This is a genomic window from Mucilaginibacter sp. Mucisp86 (assembly GCF_047324315.1).
Lineage (GTDB): Bacteria > Bacteroidota > Bacteroidia > Sphingobacteriales > Sphingobacteriaceae > Mucilaginibacter.
Genome location: NZ_CP168503.1, coordinates 6234576 through 6252648, shown reverse-complemented (window position 1 = coordinate 6252648; position 18073 = coordinate 6234576). Strand labels below are relative to the sequence as shown.

General features: G+C 39.4%; 14 protein-coding genes. 5 read left to right on the top strand and 9 right to left on the bottom strand.

Annotated features, from left to right (window positions below; translation table 11 throughout):
• Nucleotides 1-2: 2 nt before the first annotated feature.
• The 3 genes from ACEN9X_RS26050 to ACEN9X_RS26040 all read right to left on the bottom strand — a co-directional run bounded on the left by ACEN9X_RS26050 (nucleotide 3) and on the right by ACEN9X_RS26040 (nucleotide 6670).
• The gene (locus tag ACEN9X_RS26050; protein WP_413667912.1) at nucleotides 3-1550 is read right to left on the bottom strand and encodes a RagB/SusD family nutrient uptake outer membrane protein; all 1548 of its coding nucleotides are present in this window, start codon (nucleotides 1548-1550) and stop codon (nucleotides 3-5) included.
• A 10-nt stretch (nucleotides 1551-1560) separates the two neighbouring features.
• Nucleotides 1561-4548, bottom strand: a complete 2988-nt coding sequence (locus ACEN9X_RS26045; RefSeq protein WP_413667911.1) for a SusC/RagA family TonB-linked outer membrane protein — start codon at nucleotides 4546-4548, stop codon at nucleotides 1561-1563.
• A 511-nt stretch (nucleotides 4549-5059) separates the two neighbouring features.
• Nucleotides 5060-6670, bottom strand: coding sequence for a DUF6377 domain-containing protein (locus ACEN9X_RS26040; protein WP_413667910.1), 1611 nt, complete (start codon nucleotides 6668-6670; stop codon nucleotides 5060-5062).
• Nucleotides 6671-7149: 479 nt separating this feature from the next.
• Here ACEN9X_RS26040 and ACEN9X_RS26035 point away from each other — a divergent pair, with 479 nt between their 5' ends.
• Entirely contained in the window at nucleotides 7150-7746 is a 597-nt protein-coding gene (locus ACEN9X_RS26035; RefSeq protein ID WP_413667909.1) for a hypothetical protein, read from the top strand.
• Between the two features lie 171 nt (nucleotides 7747-7917).
• Nucleotides 7918-8346, top strand: a complete 429-nt coding sequence (locus ACEN9X_RS26030; protein WP_413667908.1) for an RNA recognition motif domain-containing protein — start codon at nucleotides 7918-7920, stop codon at nucleotides 8344-8346.
• 79 nt (nucleotides 8347-8425) lie between these two features.
• Here ACEN9X_RS26030 and ACEN9X_RS26025 read toward each other — a convergent pair whose 3' ends face one another.
• The 3 genes from ACEN9X_RS26025 to ACEN9X_RS26015 form a co-directional block, all read right to left on the bottom strand.
• Nucleotides 8426-10162 (bottom strand): phospho-sugar mutase, encoded by a 1737-nt coding sequence (locus ACEN9X_RS26025; protein WP_413667907.1) that lies wholly within the window; start codon nucleotides 10160-10162, stop codon nucleotides 8426-8428.
• Between the two features lie 416 nt (nucleotides 10163-10578).
• Complete coding sequence (locus ACEN9X_RS26020) at nucleotides 10579-11967, bottom strand: serine hydrolase (RefSeq protein ID WP_413667906.1); 1389 nt, start codon at nucleotides 11965-11967, stop codon at nucleotides 10579-10581.
• Nucleotides 11968-12034: 67 nt separating this feature from the next.
• Nucleotides 12035-12406, bottom strand: a complete 372-nt coding sequence (locus ACEN9X_RS26015; RefSeq protein WP_413667905.1) for a hypothetical protein — start codon at nucleotides 12404-12406, stop codon at nucleotides 12035-12037.
• Nucleotides 12407-12561: 155 nt separating this feature from the next.
• Here ACEN9X_RS26015 and ACEN9X_RS26010 point away from each other — a divergent pair, with 155 nt between their 5' ends.
• A complete protein-coding gene (locus ACEN9X_RS26010; RefSeq protein WP_413667904.1) occupies nucleotides 12562-13836 on the top strand; it encodes a hypothetical protein in 1275 nt (424 codons plus the stop codon).
• On the opposite strand, the gene ACEN9X_RS26005 is transcribed toward ACEN9X_RS26010, so the two are convergent.
• The 3 genes from ACEN9X_RS26005 to ACEN9X_RS25995 all read right to left on the bottom strand — a co-directional run bounded on the left by ACEN9X_RS26005 (nucleotide 13818) and on the right by ACEN9X_RS25995 (nucleotide 15308).
• Nucleotides 13818-14141 carry a hypothetical protein gene (locus ACEN9X_RS26005; RefSeq protein WP_413667903.1) on the bottom strand — a complete coding sequence of 108 codons (324 nt, stop codon included), beginning with the start codon at nucleotides 14139-14141 and terminating at the stop codon, nucleotides 13818-13820. The two genes, ACEN9X_RS26010 and ACEN9X_RS26005, sit on opposite strands and share 19 nt — an antisense overlap.
• A gap of 106 nt (nucleotides 14142-14247) precedes the next feature.
• On the bottom strand, nucleotides 14248-14823 hold the full coding sequence (locus ACEN9X_RS26000; RefSeq protein ID WP_413667902.1) for a dihydrofolate reductase family protein: 576 nt from the start codon (nucleotides 14821-14823) through the stop codon (nucleotides 14248-14250).
• A gap of 62 nt (nucleotides 14824-14885) precedes the next feature.
• Nucleotides 14886-15308 (bottom strand): DoxX family protein, encoded by a 423-nt coding sequence (locus ACEN9X_RS25995; RefSeq protein WP_413667901.1) that lies wholly within the window; start codon nucleotides 15306-15308, stop codon nucleotides 14886-14888.
• Nucleotides 15309-15465: 157 nt separating this feature from the next.
• Here ACEN9X_RS25995 and ACEN9X_RS25990 point away from each other — a divergent pair, with 157 nt between their 5' ends.
• Entirely contained in the window at nucleotides 15466-16446 is a 981-nt protein-coding gene (locus ACEN9X_RS25990) for a GlxA family transcriptional regulator (RefSeq protein ID WP_413667900.1), read from the top strand.
• Nucleotides 16447-16678: 232 nt separating this feature from the next.
• On the top strand, nucleotides 16679-18073 hold the full coding sequence (locus ACEN9X_RS25985) for an arginine decarboxylase (RefSeq protein ID WP_091206294.1): 1395 nt from the start codon (nucleotides 16679-16681) through the stop codon (nucleotides 18071-18073).

Below are 18073 nucleotides of genomic sequence, written 5' to 3'. Positions count from 1 at the left end.
TATTAATAACCTGCGTTTTGTTTAAGATTGGGGTTAGAGTCGACAGCACGTTGAGGTATTGGATATACTGTCCTTGTTTTATCAGAAGCGCTTGGGCGCTGATCTACAGGATTATTGAAAGTACCAAAACGGATCTGGTCATTTCTTCTCCAGCCTTCATAATAAAGCTCAAAACCACGTTCGGCAAGCATCGCCTTTTCATCAACAGTGGTAAGCGCAGCTGCACCGCGCGGAACACGGATTGAGTTTACTATTGAAAGAGCAGTTTCGCCTTTAGGATCGGTACCGCCCCTCATAATAGCCTCAGCCTTCATCAAACGAACATCGGCGTAACGTAATATAATAAGCGTGTTAGTAGCGTTATCATCGTTTACAGAGCCATCAGCGTTAGGTTTAGGGAAGTATTTAATTACCCTGATACCTTGCGCCTCTGTTGAATAGTTAAGATCAACTTTAGGAGTAAAAATAAGCGGGGCGCCACCACGGGTTGTTAAAGCCTTATGGCCCGGGCCATATTGCTGCCCTACAAGGAAACCTGTATTTAAACCATTAAGCTCTGTTAATCCCGGATAATCGCCACCTCTTCTTTCGTCTTTTGGATCAAAGTTGTTGTAAAAATCAGCAAGGGTGGTAAAGCCGTTCCAGCCACCTGGCGATTGGTTATAGTGCATGCCCATTCTCCAGCGGTTGTGTGTATTTGCCGGAGCATTTGTGGCAGTATTAATTATACCAAAAATGATATCCTGCGATTTTTCTGTATTATCCCATGCAAAGTCCTGAAAATACTTACCTGCAGGCTCTATCTGATAACCGGCATCGGCAATGCTGTTGGCATAGCCAATAACTTTATCCATATCTGCCTTATCAAACGTGAACGGGCCGCCAACCGAAGTAGCTTTATAAACGGCTTTATTCAGGTAAACTTTAGCAAGCAAAGCTTCGGCTGCTGCCTTTGAGGCCTTCCCTATTGATGTTGCCGCTCCAAGACTTGATTCGGCAAGCTGAAGATCTTTAATGATAAAATCAGTTGCGTCGCTGCGATTATAAACTTTTGGGTTTTCATCAGATGGGGCTGCCGGATCCCTGAACGGTGCCTGCCCGTAAAGATCAACTACCTGCCACATAAAATAAGCACGTAAAAAGCTAGCCTCACCTTTTATCTGTGCGCTCACACCAGATGTATTAATTACCTGTGTAGCACGATAAACACCTGTGTTTAACTCATCCCAGGTATCGCTGATCTGCTGGTGTAAAGCATCCCAGGTGTGGGTGTGCAATTTACGCCAGGTGCCAAAATCCCCCCAGTCGGTTCCCCTTGTCGGGCCCATCATTTCATCGGTTGGATGCTCTTGCAATGCATATGTATTAGCCTGGTTTGCTTGTCCGTTTAGTTGGGCGTAAACGCCATTAAGATCAGATGCCGACCCCGCATTACCATTTGATACGGATTTTGATCCATAAACGGTTTCATTCAATTTTGTACAACTGGTAGCCGTAAAGAGAAGGCCGGTAGCACAAATCGCTGAAATTTTCAATGTAATATTTTTCATTTTAATAATTTTAAAATCCTGCGTTTATACCTAATGTAATTGTACGTGGTTTTGGATAGGAAGCGTAATCGATTCCCCTTGACGGCACGTTGTTGATATCTTTATTTGTGTTAACTTCAGGATCGAGGCCTTTATAACCGGTTATTAAGGCAAGGTTTTGACCGCTAACATTAAAGTTTAGTGATTTGAAAACTTTTGATTTACCAAGGTTTACTGTGTAACCTAAAGTAACGTTTGAAAGACGCACAAAATCGCCTTTTTCAAGAAAGCGGGTTGATACCTCGCCAGAGTTCAGTACATTTTCGTTACTCTTTGCTACTTCTTGTGTTACGTTATGACCAGTAACAAGGTTGCCTCGGTAAAAGTAGGCATTGGCAGTGTTGTTATAAATATAAAAACCTGTTGCCGCGTTAATAAAGATACTTGCGTTGAACGGCCCGTAGCTAAAGTTATTGGTTAAGCTCGTTGTAAACTTAGGCAATGCACTTCCCTGCAATGTAGCTTTATCAATACCGTTTGGATAAATACCAAACCCGTTTGAGTCAAACCCATTAAATTGAGGTACTTTGAAGGTGAATATTGGGTAATCGTTTTGTATTACCTGCGCATAAGCACCTGACAAACCTTGTCCGTTTATGGCACCTGTATTTACAATACGCTGTTTAAAATCTTTAACCGTATTTTTCAAAACAGTCATGTTGTAAGCCACATCCCACCTGAATTTTGAACTTTGTACAGCAGCTATATTCAAACCTAATTCAAAACCTTTGTTTATGATCTTACCAGGAAGGTTAATCCATTGCCCCGGAGACGGAGCCGGAGCTGAAAAATATTGGAAGAACAAAAGATCTTTGGTGGTTTTATTGAAGTAATCAAGAGTACCTGTTACCCTATTGTTAAAGATAGCAAAATCAATACCGGCACCATATTGAGTGGTTGTTTCCCATTTCAAATCCGGATTTGGCGACCATAACAATGTATTACTGTTATTACCAAAATTATACTGCGTTACAGCTAATGACTGATAAGGTGGGAACTCCTGGTTACCTGTTTTACCATAATTTAAACGAAGGCTCAAGTCATCAAATACGCCTTTTGGCGCAAAGCTTTCATTCATAACTTTCCACTTAATAGCCAACGCCGGGAAAGTTGCGCGTTTGTGGTTAGCACCAAATTTGGATGAACCGTCTGAACGTACAGTAGCTGTTACCAGGTAACGATCCATAAATGAGTAGTTAACCCTGCCATAGTATGACTGTAACTCCGATTTAGAAGTATCACCATAAATTGGCAGCCTGTTCTTAAACGCATCAATGCTTTTCACTAAAACATTAGCAGTGGTTGTATTCCAGCGCACATCGTTCCAGCTGTAGTTTTTAAACACCTGATATGAATAACCGGCTAATACGGTTAATGCACTCTTATCTGCCCATTTTTTGTCATAGGTTAATGTATGCTCGGTAATTTGTGAGCTCAACTTAACGTTCTGAATCTGACCGCGGCCATTACCCGAAATTTGCGAGATAGTTTGCCCACGCACGTTATCAGCATCGGTGTACCCCTGCAGCAACGGATCATAATAAGTAGTTCTTTTAGCGATTGAATAGTCATTACCAAAGGTTCCTTTGTACGATAAGTCTTTAGTAATTTTAAAGGTTGCACCAAAATTACCAAGATACCTGTGCACCCTGTCTTTATCATCAATCAGGTTAAGCATGGCAACCGGGTTCCTGTTGGTACCGTCAAAATAATAAGTACCATCGGCATTTTTAATAGGATAGGTTGGATTTGCACCCAGGGTTGCACCGATCAAGCTGCCTTGAAAACCGGCATTATTGGTAATAGGCGCATAAGTATTACGCAAATCAGCAGCCAGGAATGAAAGATCTAATTTGATCCTGTCGCCAAGAAGCAGTTGTGACGCGTTTAAACGACCGGTTCCGCGTTTCAATTGCGATTTTTTTACTGTACCGTTCTGGTCGTCATAGCTAAAAGATGCGCGATAATTGAACCCCCCTTTTGCGCCGCCAAAACCTAAGTTATAGTTTTGCGATACAGCGGTACGGAAAATCTGGTCTTGCCAATTGGTATTGGCCCCTTTATTAACAGCGCTTGCATCTGCACCTGTTGCTGTAACTGCCGCTATAAATTGCTGTGCATTTAACAGGTCATAACGTTTGGCAACGCTGCTGATAGAGGTATTGGATGAAAATTGGATACCTGCACCTTTACGGCCTTTTTTGGTAGTGATCAACACCACACCGTTTGCACCACGTGAACCATAAATAGCTGAAGCCGAAGCGTCTTTTAATACGGATATATTTTCGATATCGGCCGGATTTAAGAATGCAAGCGGGTTTCTTGCAGACGACATACCCAAAGAGCCTGTAGTAGCTCCCGAAGCAGCATTGGCATCATTGGCTATAGGCACACCATCAATTACATATAATGGGTCATTGCCTGCCCTTATTGAACCTGTACCACGGATAGAAATAGAAGACGCAGCGCCCGGCTCACCACTTGAAGGGGTAACCTGAACGCCCGCGATACGGCCTTGTAATAACTGATCGGGGGTTGAAATTACACCTTTGTTAAAGTCTTTGGTGCTCAATGAAGCTACTGAACCCGTAGCATCTTTTACTCGTTGAGTACCATAACCGATAACTACAACTTCGCTTAGCGTTTTGCTGTCGCTTTCCATACTTACGTTAATGGCTGTACGTCCATTAATAGCAACTGTAAGATTAGCGTATCCTACATAAGTAAATGTAAGACTTGCAGCATTTGCAGGCACTGATATACGATAAGAACCATCAGTTGTGGTTATGGCGCCACCTGATGCACCTACAGCAGTTACTACCGATACCCCTATTAAAGGGGAACCATCCTTTTTGTCAGTTACCTTACCGGTTATCACCTTATTTTGGGCCATAGCAGGCTCCATCAAAAAGAGAAAAACAGCAAAGAAACATACGTTGAGTAAATGTTTAATTTGCATAAAACTTGAGATTTAGTTGAAATTGGTTGTTGTTTGGGTTTAGTTTTTAAACTGCAACAAAGAGACCCTACATCAGTATACGAAAATTATGCAGATATGGTTTGCGGTTATTATAAAAATAATATCCTCAAAGCATACACACAAATGCTATCAAAAACATTTCCCCTCACCAACTAATGGGTAGGCAACAGGATAAGATTAACAATAACTGGTCGTTTAAAAATGTAATGGTTTACAATTATTACAGATTAAAATCTAATGCAATTTAATTATAAATAAATTCAGAAAAACGTTCACAACGGTTAGCAAGGAAAAAATGGCTTATTTTAATGATTTTTATAAACTTTTTCGATGTTTTTTTTATTTAAAATATTGAAAACCAAATAGTTATATAATTATAACGCAAAAAAAATATAATGATTTTTTAATCATTTATAATACTTTTTATACTAAAAACCCCGTAAGATTTGGTAATCCTACAGGGTTTCAACTCATAATTTCTCTTAAAAAGTCAATTATAATCAAAAGCTTTGATATCCATAATACGTTGTTCAAACTGATCTGGGTGCAATGATTTTGCTTTGATCCTCATTTTATAAACGTAAATTGTATTAACAGAATACTCCAGTATTTTGGCAATTGTTTCGTTATCGGCAATACCCATTCTGATAAGCGCAAATATGCGGAGATCGGTATTTAATACTTCATCTTCATCGGGCCAGATTTGATCTTTTTCGGCAAAAAGGCTGTTAAATACGGTAATAAAGTTAGGGAAGATCTTTAAAAAGATATGGTCAAAGCTATAGTATAGGTTTTCCCTTTCCTTTTTAATATCTATGCTATCTACAAATGTATGTATGGCATCATACTTTTTCATGGAAAGCTTGGCGTCGATGGAAATCTTTAAATTTTCGAGCTTAACTATATATCCCGAGATGGCTTTAAAAAACTGACCAATGTATTCTTCCTTGATTTTTGCATCTTCAATCAACTTGCCGTTGATATGGTTCAACTGAACGTTTTTTCCCTCAATTATAGCTTCTTTAATCTTGAGTTTTTTTAATTGTTTGACTATCATCACCAGGAAAAAAACAATCAGTACAGCGAGCGCAGTAATAATTAACAAAAACATCAGGAAGCGGTTTTTTTGATGCTCAGTATTATTAAGCTCGGCGGCGGCTATTAACGGTAAAATTGCACCGATTTGAATCTTGCGCTGGCGGGCACCGTAAAAATCAGCGTCAGATTTCGCCAATTGAATAAAACTATAAGCATCTTTAATATTATCCTGTTTGTACAGCAGTTCGGCAAGTGTGAATAAAGCAACAGTTTCGCGGGTAGATGATTTTATATCGGCTATAGCCGAGCGGATCATGAGGTTCAATCCTTCCTCAGGCTCATTATCCTCTAAACATATTGCTCCCAACGAGCAGGAAACCATGGCTCGGAGGTGCATAGATATCGGCATGTCCCGTTCAAGTAGTTTCCTGAACCTGATACGCCCCTCTTTATAATCTCTTTTTTGGTAATCCTGCAAAGCAAGCAGGTAAGTATGCATGATATGGTCGTTACCACAAAATGAAACTGCAGAATCAATGTATTTGTTACCCGCAGAGATATAATCTGGGGTGAAATACTTATCATTACTATACTTTGCCAGGTCGTAATTACATCGGCCTAAAAGAAAATAATAGTCTACTTTATCTACATCGCTCAAAGCGTGTACATCCACTTTATGTAAATAATCAAAGGTTTCGTTAAACATACCTGACGAAAGGAGAATAAAAGCCATCTTAACATAGCTATAATATTCCCGTTTTTTATTCCCGGTTACCTTGCTCAGCGATATCATTTTATCCACATAAACATAGGCCGAATCAAATTGATATGATTTATATTCGGTATAAAGCTTATCCCAGGTGTCAAACCGGGCATCATAATCTGTTTGCGAAAGTTTTGACTGATATACTTTTAATTTCTGAATCCTTACCTCTTTAGCACCGTCGTATACATTTTTCTTTGCTATTTCATTTTTTAGTTCTTCGAGTAAAGTGTTTGTGTCAGTTAACGCATTTGCCGAAAGACTAATTAATAAAAAAAACAGGCAGAAGATGTATTTCATTTTTGTTATAAAGTTTTTTAATAATACACAGCATGCTACATGGCATTTAATCAAACACATTAATTTCAGCAGATTAAATACTCAATAACTTAATTAAAACGGCAACTAACAGGCTTTCATTTTAAGAACAATGGTACAATTGTCCCTGGTTTATCTTCTCAAAGATATGGATTTGAAGCATTGCTAATGCGTTTTAGTTTGTTTTTAATTGAGAACAATTGTACTGTCAATGCCTCTTAAAAAATTTCCGTCAAATTAGCTTTGGGCATTAAATTTAATTTATAGTTAACAAAACAAGACACTGATACAGATAAACGCTTCATTTTCTATACACTATATCAACAATCAATTTATATAATTGCAATAAATTAAATTATATAAACTCAATATTTTAAAAATTAAATAAAAATTAATATAAACTTATATTAATACTGACATGGCATCGGGGTTGTTTGGCTACTGTAAAACCCTGACACATTATGAAAACATCTAATGAAGTACCAAAAACAGCAATTAAAAAGCTTTTGATTGTAGTAGCCTGTCTTTTACCGGTGTTGGTTTTCTCTCAGTCTAAAACACCAGGATCTGTTGAGTATTTAAAATTTTGCAACGGGATTAACGGATTGACACTTGGTGAAGATATTGCTCAAATCCCTTCGTATAAACTTTCCTATTTAGATAACGATGCCCAACCAGATGCTGATAGTTGCGTACGTTATCAATATAAAGACAGTAGTCTGTTAGTATTAGGAGATAGCTTGTTATTGAATGCAATAGGTTTCCGTGCCTATAAAAATAAGATAGTAAGCATTTATCTTTTTTTCAGAATGAGTGATGCTTACAAAGTGCTCAGTGATTTTTTAAAAGCATATGGCCCTTTTACCGGGCGTCCAAACAATTATGCAGATATTTATAACTGGGATACAAGTATGTTGAATTTATCATTACGATACCAGGTAAAAACTGAAATGGGAGTAGCAATATTTACCAGCAAGCATCTCGAAAACGAAATAGCAGCAAACAGGCCAGCCATAATATTTAAAAATGCATATCAGTCATTCTCCGCTTTGTATTGATAAACTTATTTTTGAAAAGGCATGGAATGCCCCTTTTATACTTTTTATGACTTTTAATAACCGATTTATTAAATAAACTTTGGTTTTAACACAAAAACATCCTTTATTTAAAAAAAATCAAACGAAATTTGTATACGGTGGTTATCTATCATCTTTAATCTCAATTTATAAATGGTCAAATTATTTGTAGGCGGCTTTCCTCTGGAAATGACAGAACTGGAACTTGTTAAAATGATAGGTCCGCATGGCGATGTGGAAACGATTAAAATTGTACGTGACAAAAAAACAAGAATATGCAAGGGATACGCATTTCTGGAAATGAAAGATCGTACAGGGGCCGAGAATGCCGTGATTGCTTTAGATGGCACCCCAATTGCAGACCGTATTTTAAGCGTAAAAATAAACGACGATTTTGTTAAGAAAACCCCGCCACCCCGCAAGTCATTTGGATACGGCAACAACAATAACCGCAACAATAATAACAGCAGGCCTAACAATACCCGAAGCTACAATAACAATAATAGTCAGGGCGGCTACAGGAGTAATAATGAGCAATCGCCTTCAGGTGACAGGCCAAGGCGACCGAGAAAAACGATGTAATAAAACTGCGTTAAATCACATAAAAAAATCCCGGCCAATTATTAATCGGCCGGGATTTTTTATGTAGCTTGATTTAGTATCAAACACCAAGATCCTGCATAATTGAGGCAATTTTAGCGTCGAGCTGTTTATCTGTTCCGTTGTAAGCTTCTTTACTGGCAAGTTTGCCGTTCACGCTGCAATAAAACTTAATTTTAGGCTCGGTACCAGAAGGGCGTGCCGAAATAATGCTTCCATCTTCAGTGATAAACTGCAAAACATCAGATGTTGGCAATTCAATTGGTTTAGAAGTATTGCTTACTAAATCAGTTTCCACGCGTTTTTCGTAGTCTTTAAGCGTAATTACTTTTGAACCACCTAAAGTAGCCGGAGGATTTGTACGGAATTTCTCCATCATCTCCTTAATCTCTTCGGCACCGGTTTTACCTTTTTTGGTTAAAGAGATCAATTTTTCTTTGTAAAAGCCATATTGTACATAAGTATCAATCAACGCTTCGAACAAGCTGCTGCCTTTATCCTTATAATAAGCAGTCATTTCGGCAATGAACGTACTTGAAATAACGGCATCTTTATCCCTTACCAGTTCGCCTATCAAATAACCATAGCTTTCTTCACCGCCACCAATAAAAGTTTGTTTACCTTCAAAATGGGTCATCAGCTCACCGATGTATTTAAAGCCGGTTAATGTGTTATAGTAAGTAACATTTTTAGCTTCGGCAATACGCTCGATAAGGTTGGTGGTAACAATGGTTTTAACAATGTACTCTTTACCTGTAAGCTTACCTTTTTCTTCCCATGCAGTTAATAAATAATTAATGAGCATGGCGCCGGTTTGGTTACCATTAAGGAGCACAAATTCGCCATCGGTATTCTTTACAGCAATACCTACACGATCGGCATCAGGGTCGGTAGCTAACACCAGGTCAGCATCAGTATCCTGGGCTTTTTTAAGCGCAAGTGTTAATGCTTCTTTTTCTTCCGGGTTAGGATAAACTACCGTAGGGAAGTTACCATCAGGTGTAATTTGCTCATCAACCAGGATCACATTCTCAAAACCAAACCTTTTTAAGGCTTGAGGAACCAACGTAATGCCCGTGCCATGAATAGGCGAATAAACTATTTTTAGATCTTTTTGACGCGCAATTGCATCCGGCGAAACAGAAAGCTCGGTGATTTTGCTCAGGTAAAGCTCATCAATATCCTCTCCTATTTCTTCGATATTAGCATCAACACGATTAAATTTTATCTCATCGATACTGCTGATAGCGGCAACCTCGTCCATCACTGCTTTATCATGTGGCGCCACAAATTGGCCGCCATCAGCACCGTAAGCTTTATAACCGTTATACTCTTTAGGGTTGTGTGATGCTGTAAGCATTACACCACTTTTGCAACCTAACTGGCGTACGGCAAATGAGAGCTCGGGAGTAGGGCGAAGTGCTTTAAAAAAGTAAACGTAAATATCATTTGCCGAAAAAACCTCGGCTGTAATAGTCGAAAAGAAATCGGCATTATTGCGGCTGTCGTGAGCAATGGCAACTTTGATTTTTTCGCCCGGGTATGTTTTTTTCAGGTAATTAGCTAAACCTTGTGTGGCCGCACCTATTGTATATTTATTGATACGGTTTGAACCTGGCCCCATAGTACCGCGAAGGCCTCCTGTACCAAATTCCAGATCGCGGTAAAATGAATCTGTCAGTTCGGTATAAGCCTTATCGTCAATTAACTTTTGAATTTCCTGCTTAACATCAGCGTCATAATTTCCTTGAAGCCATGAATTTGCTTTTTGAAGAATGGTGGGGTCTAATTCCTGCATAAGTGATTGTATGTTTTTCTATTTATCTGGTTCGGTTTTGACGTAAATATGGCAATAAATAGCCAAAACGGAACGCCTTAAAGTTAAATCATCTTTTTAAATATGCCAGCCCAAAATTGAATAAGTTTTTGGGGGCATATAAAGCGATGTTACCGATCAGTGAACAAAACAACATTATGAGGATAAAGTTTATTACATTTTTAAAACAGCTGTGTTGATTGCCTAACCTTGCCTTTATAACAGCTTTCATTGAGCAGATCTGCGGTAATTTTGAAATGATCTTATTGAACCGATAAAATCTGTTAGCCGGCTTGCCTAAGCAAACCGGCGTTAACAGACGGATATATAGGAGTTGGTAAGTGGTTGCAAAATTTAGCCCGTCAATAAACCCCTTATCATTTTTATTGCAGGCTCCCCTATTTATCCAATTCGGTTATGATTTTTTTGGCATTGTCATTTGCAGGATCAAGTTGTAACGACTTTTTATAATTCAACAGGGCCAATGGTTTATTGCCCTGATTGTAATATGCCTCACCAAGGCTGTCAAACACATTGCCCGATTTTGGAAATAGTTTGGTATTATATTCAAAAACAGCAACAGCATCTGCCAGTCTCTTTTTACTCATTAAATAATACCCCGTTTCGTTCAATGTATTTTCGTCATCAAAACTGTATTCATCGCCGTGTTTACTTTTAAGCTCATTATAAAAGCTGATAATTTGCTCACCGCTCATTAAGTCAAGCTTTGCGCTAAACGCATCAAGAAAGGACTTCTTAACCTGCGCGTAAGGTTTACCATCTAAAATGGCTTCAATAGATTTTTCAATTGAATACAGGTTTCCCTGTTTATTATTGGTCATCAATATAATAGTAACGCCTTCCGGCACCTTGTTTACCAGTAACGCCTGGTAATTAAATGAAGTGCCATCATGAACATGGCTGAGCATCTTATCACCTTCCATGCTACCGCCGCCAAGGCCAGATTGTCTTCCCGGAGTTACGCCATTAATGATCTCACGGGTAGCAACGGGACTCATCAGTTTAAACTTAGAAATGGCATTGGCCCAGGCATAAAAGTCATCCAGCGTTACAGCTGTCCAGCCAGATATGGGGTATACCAGGCCGTCTGGCTTGCCATCATTATTATATGACTGGGCAACAAGCTTATCATTTTCATCGGGGTCAACGATAGCAGTATTCATGACGGCCGGCTTCAATTCATGATCTTCAACAAATTGTTTAAAGCTCTGTCCTGTTATCTTTTCGATAATGCGGCGCTGCAAAAAAACATTATTGTTATTGTACGCATATTTTTTACCCGGCTCAAAATCAAGCGAGTCAATTTTGATCAAATCGGCCATATTACCGGCGTCATCTTTAACTGTCTTCCATTTTACATCGGGCAAACCGCTTGTGTATTGCAACAGGTTAATGATGCTGATCTTATTTGCCCAGGCAGGCAGTTGAGGCAGGTACTTAGACACTTTGTCGTCCAGGCTCAGTTTACCTTGTTCCTCAAGCATCATGATACCAACGGCATTAAATTCTTTAGCTATTGACCCTATATGAAAGCGGTACTGATCGGTAAGCCTTATAGTTTTACGTGCATCGGCATAGCCTATCGCGGCTTTATAAATAACCTTCCCATGATCGGCAACTAATACATTACCATTAAATAAACCTAATCTGTTTGCTCTTTGAATCAGGGTGTCAATATGAGCAGCCTTGGTTTGCTGCGCTATGGTTCTTTGTGTGCATAAAGCAAACATGGCAAGCAGAAACATGTATTTTAAACTCAATTTCATAAGTTGCGGATTGATGGTAAAGAGACAACAGCAAACGCAGTTATGTTACAGGTAATACAATATTAGTTTATCCTTCCCGGTCGTAAACAGAAGCCAGTATAAAGGCACATGACGCAAGCCCGGTATCTTTAAGGGCGTTGGTTATTTTGCCCGCATCAAAATGGCTGTTGATCAATAAGGGAATATGTATAGTTAAAATGAATACCCATATCATACATCCCAATAAAAAACATCCCCATTGAGCATATAAATTAACGTAGATGCTTATAGCGGCAGCCATCAGCGCAACCGCCGTTAGATATACCCAGAACAGGTGGAATGGAATCCAGCCGGGAACCAGCGTAGCTACAAAATCGGCATACATAAAATGTTGTATACCAAATACGAACATTACCGTAGCATAAATATAGGTGCTAATCCTGCTTATTATTTGTTTCATTGTTGGTTAGGTTATGGTATATTTAGGTTTAATTTTAATGCTGATAAAGTTAGTTTGCACGCCACGCTATAGCAATTCACAGCCTGTACAAGTTGGTACAAGCCTGTACAAATAATATTTGAACTGATTTACCGGCTATTTTTGACCCAATGAATATGCCCGCACAAGAGTTGCTTATTACCGAACTGATAAAACAATACGAAACCTATACCGGCTGGGGCGACAGCGCGAACTGGAAAAACCAGGATTTTATAAATCTGAGCGAAAAGATCAGGGAGAAAACGGGGGCTTCTGTAAGCCATGTTACGTTGAAGCGCATTTGGGGCAAGGTTAAATATGACAGCCTGCCCAATACCTATACCATGGATACCCTGGTGCAGTTTTTGGGTTATGAAAACTTCAGGGTGTTTAGCATGCAATTTGTTCCTGTAGGTAAACCGGTCGAACATGCTCAAGTTAAGCCGCAACCCTTAAGAAAGCATTTCAGGTCGATGCCTTACGCATTAGGTGTTTTAACGCTGGTAGGTATATTACTGATTGTGATCATGGCTTCACGTACTGAGCATTCCAGGCCACCTATAGTAGCAAAAGATTATAAATTCAGCAGTAAAAAGGTGATCACTTCGGGATTACCCAATTCTGTTGTGTTTGATTTTGATGCCACCAAATCGCCTTATGACTCGGTAGCCATCCAACAATCATGGGACAGGCATTTACGTGTCAATGTTTCAAAAAACGATCGTCAGCATACCTCTATTTACTATTTTCCTGATTTTTATTACGCTAAGCTCATTGTGGGCGGCAAAATTGTGAAACAGCATGAACTGTTTGTTGAGTCGAACGGATGGCTGCCAATAGTTGAAAAGCAGCCTGTGCCGGTTTATTATGAAAAAAAGGATGCTATGGTTGATGGCAAGCTCTCGCTGTCACCCGAAAAGATCAAGGAACGCAATATAGCCATGCAGCCTACGCCGCCCTATGTGGTTTATACCAACGTAACCGATTTTGGAGAGATTTACAGCAATGATTTTACTTTTGAAACCTCGATAAAAAACAATTATAGTGAGGGTGCCGCTGCTTGCCGGCTAAGTACTGTTTATATCTTATGTAAAGGTACAGCCATCTGGATCCCATTAAGCTCGAAAGGCTGCGTATCCGATCTGGATATGTATTTTGCAGGTTATGAGGCATCGGGTAAAAAACATGATCTTTCTGCTTTTGGCGTTGATTTTGAAAAATATGTGCCGCTTAAAATTGAATCTCACCACGGCAAAGCACAAATATTTATTGATAACAAATTGGTTTATAATGTATATAAAGGCATTGGCCGGGCCAAAATAATAGGAATTGTCTTTCGTTTTCAGGGCACAGGATCGGTGGATTACGTGCGGTTAACGAATGGAAAAATAAATTATGACGACGAGTTTTGATGATCATTATTTGCCTCGCGAGGGATAACCGATAACAACTCATTTTTTATGGCCGGGGGAATAACCATCATCGGTTGAGAAACGATTACATCACTATTCCCCGGCGAGGGGCAGCTTGCTATTAAAATAAAACAGCCCTTTTCAGCTTCAAAGGTTACCGTTATTTTTAATTGTTTTAAGGCCTCAAGGTCCTGGAATGCTGTGCGGTTGCTGATCCGGAATTGAGTGGTCAGCAGTTCAATAGAAACTACATCCCTGGTTTGCAGCAATACCAATACCCTGAGCAACCTGTCGGCCCTGTTCATAGTTGATCACATTTTTTATACAAAAATGTAATAGGTTATTGACAACAGTGTGTCAGCAGCGAAAATGCGGCACAAGGTACAATCATACCCTGTATTAGCCTGAAAATTAATGCTGAGCCCGATAAATCATCAGCATTACTCCGGATGAAAAAACTTTCTGTGATACCAGCTTTAATAAAATAGATTTTTTTTTTCGGATAAAAAGAGGCCTGCCATTACCCAAAATTACCGGATGTACCCAAAATTGATACTCATCAACCAAATTTACAGTCGCCAGTTTATCAACCACGCTGATACTTCCGTAAGTGAGGATATCCCGACCGTGCTGATTTTTCAAATTTTCTACAGCCCGTTTCAGATTACCATTAAGTAGCAATGAATTGTTCCACCAAACAGCAGTCATTGTTGAAGACAGAACCACCTTCTGATAACTGTTCATCATATCTGCATAGGCTATATCCGTACGGGGAAAATTCATGCATTTAGCTTGAAAAGGCCAATACGCCGCCATAGCCTGATAAGTATTTTTGCCCAATAAAATAGTATCTGCCTGGCTCAGCAGTTCTGTTGTTGTCTCGGCAATCTCATCAGTCCAATATTTGTAATGCCAGTCAAGACCTTCATCCTCTGCCGCAATAAAACCATCCAGTGTAATATTCAGGGATACTATTAGTTTGCGCATAATAATTACAAGCAAACCGGGCTTAATGATAAGCCCGGGTATTGAATATAAATTCGTGTTATTTAGGCTACGCCGGCATTACCGGCAAGTTTGGTGTTGGTTAAACCGAGGTCTTTTACCTGTTCATACTTTTTCCATAAATAGTAGGTAAAAAACATAACGATCAACATCACCGTTGGTGGAATGAGCATAGCAGCGCCGGCGCCAATTGCAAGCCATGATAAAAATGCCCCGATAAAGCTGATGGTGAAGCCTGAATATGCCCATTCTTTAATAGTGTGATATTTTGTTTGCGCGATGGCCAGTACACCTGCAATTTTTGCCGCCCCCATGATTACCAGCAGGTACATTGGATAGCCAAGCCTCGCTAATGAATCTTTGCCTGCCTGTTGCATGGTAATCCCCCCGTAGGCATCACCAAGCATTGCTAATAAAAAAAGAACAGTGAAGATCCAGTACAGAGTTTTAATTGTTTTTGGTTTCATGATGATATGTTTTTTTTGTGATTATTGATTAGTTAACGATACAAAGTTATCTGCAGAGACAAGGATGTGTAGCGCGTAAAAAGGACTTGTTAAGGGGTTGATTGCGACATTTGCGTTCACTATCTTTATCCAGCATAATCAATTTACGAACTATCAAATGAAACACGTTGCTATCCTGATACCCAATGAAGCGGTTTTAGCCAGTATTGTTGATGCACGGACTATTTTTACCGGCGCTAATGACTTTCTACAATCCATGGGCCGGCAGCCCGTTTTTGACGTTCATATGGTTGGGCTTGCCAAAGAGGTTAAAGTACACGGAGGCATATTCTCGGTTCATCCGGATATTTTATTGAACGAATTACAAAAAAGCGATATCGTGGTTATCCCCGCCATAAGCGGCGACCTGGAGAATGCTGTTAAAATAAATCAGGATTTTGTACCCTGGATCATAAACCAATACAGCAACGGTGCTGAAATTGCCAGCTTATGTATCGGTTCGTTCATACTGGCATCTACCGGGTTATTAAACGGGAAGGAATGTTCCAGTCATTGGATCACTGCCGATAAATTCAGGAACATGTTTCCCGAAGTAACACTGGTTGATGGTCGCATAGTTACCGAACAGCAGGGCTTGTATTCAAGCGGCGGAGCCACCTCTTATTGGAGCCTGTTATTGTTGTTGATTGAAAAGTACGCCGGGCGGGATATTGCAATCATGGCCGCCAAGATCTATGCTTTGGAGATAGACCGGAAAAGTCAATCGCCTTTTGCGATGTTCACCGGTCAAAAGAAGCATGAAGACGATCCTATAAAGCAGGCACAGGAATACATAGAAAATAATGTTACCGAAAAGATTTCGGTTGAAGACCTTTCATCAATGTATGCCATTGGCAGAAGACATTTTGAGCGCCGGTTTAAAAAAGCCACCAACAATACACCTGTTGAATATATTCAACGTGTAAAAATCGAAGCAGCAAAAAAACAACTGGAAAGTACCCCCAAAAACGTAAACGAAGTAATGTATGATGTTGGGTATACAGATGCCAAAGCATTCCGCACAGTTTTCAAAAAAATAACCGGGCTTTCGCCAATTGATTATCGTAACAAATACAATAAACAGGCAGCAGTGGCATAGCTAAACCCGACCAAATTTCGAGTATCTGTTAGTGCTTTGGATGCCTCAATATTACCGCTTCATTATTATCGAAATACCTATCGGCAATCAACCATAACACACTGTATTACAGCAGGTAATAACCCAATATCTTTTTACTGTAAAAACATTACATTTTGTCGATAAAATTAATCCTAACAAATAGCCAAATATTCCGTTTAAAAATTACATTTTTGCCCCAAAATTTTTAAGGATGCAGAGTTACCAGGAATTTCTTGACTTAAGTGTAGGCTTTCCACAGGATGGTTTTGAGATCATCGACGATGAGCTATACTTTCAGGACCTAAATTTGATGGAGATGATTGAAACGTATGGTACCCCCCTACGCTTTACTTATCTGCCTTTGATATCTAAAAAGATCCAGCAGGCTAAACTGTTGTTTCAACAGGCTATCATCAAAAACAACTATCGCGGCAGTTATAAATACTGCTATTGTACTAAAAGCTCGCATTTCAGGCATATTGTTGAAGAAGCGCTGAAAAACGAGATCCACCTGGAAACATCATCAGCATTTGATATGCCAATGATTGATGCCCTCGAGAAGAAAGGTACTGTAACAAAGGACATTACCGTAATATGTAATGGTTTTAAAACTTTCCAATACAAAACTTATATTATTGATATGCTGCATGATGGCTTTAAAAACATCATCCCGGTATTGGATAATAAAGAGGAATTTAACCTTTACGATGATGAAATTGAAATGGATACTCCTTGTAACCTGGGTATCCGTATAGCGGCCGAAGAACAGCCTGATTCTCAGTTTTACACTTCACGTTTAGGTGTACGGATGGAGGATGTTATCGATTTTTACCACAATAAAATTGAGGACAATCCTAATTTCCAGGTTAAGTTATTGCATTTCTTTATCAACTCAGGTATCTCTGATACGCCATACTATTGGAATGAGTTGGAGAAATATGTAACGCTTTACTGCAAATTCAAAAAAGTAAACCCGCATCTGGATACGCTTGACATTGGCGGTGGTATGCCATTTAAAGATTCCCTGGTTTTTGATTTTGATTATGAATATATGATCAATGAAATTGTGAGCCGCATTAAAGAGATTTGTGCCGAACACGATACCATGGAACCGGATATCATTACCGAGTTTGGTAAATATACTGTAGCCGAGGCTTCAGGGATACTGTATAAAGTATTAGGCCGCAAACAGCAAAACGACCGCGAACGCTGGTTAATGCTTGACGGTTCATTTATTACGAACCTGCCTGATGTTTGGGCCCTGAACCAAAAGTATATTCTATTACCTGTAAATAACTGGGATTCGGAATATGAGCGTGTAAACCTTGGCGGTATCACCTGCGATGGTCAGGACTATTACAACCAGGAAGCTCATATGAACAGCGTATTTATGCCTAAAACCCGTAAAGTGCAATATTTAGGCTTCTTTAATACTGGTGCTTACCAGGAAGTGTTAAGCGGCTACGGGGGAATTCACCACTGTCTGCTGCCGTCACCAAAGCATGTAATTATTCGCCGTAACAGAGATGAGACTTTCAACTTTGAAGTATTTGGCGAAGAGCAAAACAGTAAACAAGTATTAAAGATCCTGGGCTATACGACTTAA

Excerpts from the sequence above, each read along its gene's own strand:
- ACEN9X_RS26010 (WP_413667904.1), top strand. The coding sequence starts at position 12,562 with ATGCCCGCACAAGAGTTGCTTATTACCGAACTGATAAAACAATACGAA.
- ACEN9X_RS26025 (WP_413667907.1), bottom strand. The coding sequence starts at position 10,162 with ATGCAGGAATTAGACCCCACCATTCTTCAAAAAGCAAATTCATGGCTT.
- ACEN9X_RS25990 (WP_413667900.1), top strand. The coding sequence starts at position 15,466 with ATGAAACACGTTGCTATCCTGATACCCAATGAAGCGGTTTTAGCCAGT.
- ACEN9X_RS26000 (WP_413667902.1), bottom strand. The coding sequence starts at position 14,823 with ATGCGCAAACTAATAGTATCCCTGAATATTACACTGGATGGTTTTATT.
- ACEN9X_RS25985 (WP_091206294.1), top strand. The coding sequence starts at position 16,679 with ATGCAGAGTTACCAGGAATTTCTTGACTTAAGTGTAGGCTTTCCACAG.
- ACEN9X_RS26030 (WP_413667908.1), top strand. The coding sequence starts at position 7,918 with ATGGTCAAATTATTTGTAGGCGGCTTTCCTCTGGAAATGACAGAACTG.
- ACEN9X_RS26015 (WP_413667905.1), bottom strand. The coding sequence starts at position 12,406 with ATGAAACAAATAATAAGCAGGATTAGCACCTATATTTATGCTACGGTA.
- ACEN9X_RS25995 (WP_413667901.1), bottom strand. The coding sequence starts at position 15,308 with ATGAAACCAAAAACAATTAAAACTCTGTACTGGATCTTCACTGTTCTT.
- ACEN9X_RS26005 (WP_413667903.1), bottom strand. The coding sequence starts at position 14,141 with ATGAACAGGGCCGACAGGTTGCTCAGGGTATTGGTATTGCTGCAAACC.
- ACEN9X_RS26040 (WP_413667910.1), bottom strand. The coding sequence starts at position 6,670 with ATGAAATACATCTTCTGCCTGTTTTTTTTATTAATTAGTCTTTCGGCA.
- ACEN9X_RS26045 (WP_413667911.1), bottom strand. The coding sequence starts at position 4,548 with ATGCAAATTAAACATTTACTCAACGTATGTTTCTTTGCTGTTTTTCTC.
- ACEN9X_RS26035 (WP_413667909.1), top strand. The coding sequence starts at position 7,150 with ATGAAAACATCTAATGAAGTACCAAAAACAGCAATTAAAAAGCTTTTG.
- ACEN9X_RS26050 (WP_413667912.1), bottom strand. The coding sequence starts at position 1,550 with ATGAAAAATATTACATTGAAAATTTCAGCGATTTGTGCTACCGGCCTT.
- ACEN9X_RS26020 (WP_413667906.1), bottom strand. The coding sequence starts at position 11,967 with ATGAAATTGAGTTTAAAATACATGTTTCTGCTTGCCATGTTTGCTTTA.